Here is a 270-nt window from a genome sequence, read left to right as displayed (position 1 = left end):
AACCACGCTGGCTACCCACATCGCTGGCGAGCTGGCGATGCGCGGCCAACACGTCGTGTTGCTGGACGCCGACCCGCAAGGCTCCGCGCTGGACTGGACGCAGCGCCGCAGCCAGCAAGGTTTGCCAAGGCTGTTCAGCGCCGTGGGCCTCGCACGCGAAACGCTGCACCAGGAAGCGCCAGAACTCGCCAGGCGGGCCGATCACGTCGTCATCGACGGGCCGCCGCGCATCGCCGCCTTGGCGCGCTCCTCGCTGCTGGCGGCCGAGCG

1 protein-coding gene is annotated in these 270 nt (G+C 71.1%); it reads left to right on the top strand.

Annotated features, from left to right (window positions below; genetic code table 11):
* Positions 1-270: nucleotide-binding protein (locus PO605_RS06090; RefSeq protein ID WP_442874701.1), on the top strand; the 270-nt coding region annotated here is incomplete at both ends.

The organism is Delftia sp. DT-2, from assembly GCF_028401915.1.
GTDB classification, from domain to species: Bacteria; Pseudomonadota; Gammaproteobacteria; order Burkholderiales; family Burkholderiaceae_C; genus Comamonas; species Comamonas tsuruhatensis.
This window is presented reverse-complemented; position numbering and strand designations above follow the sequence as displayed.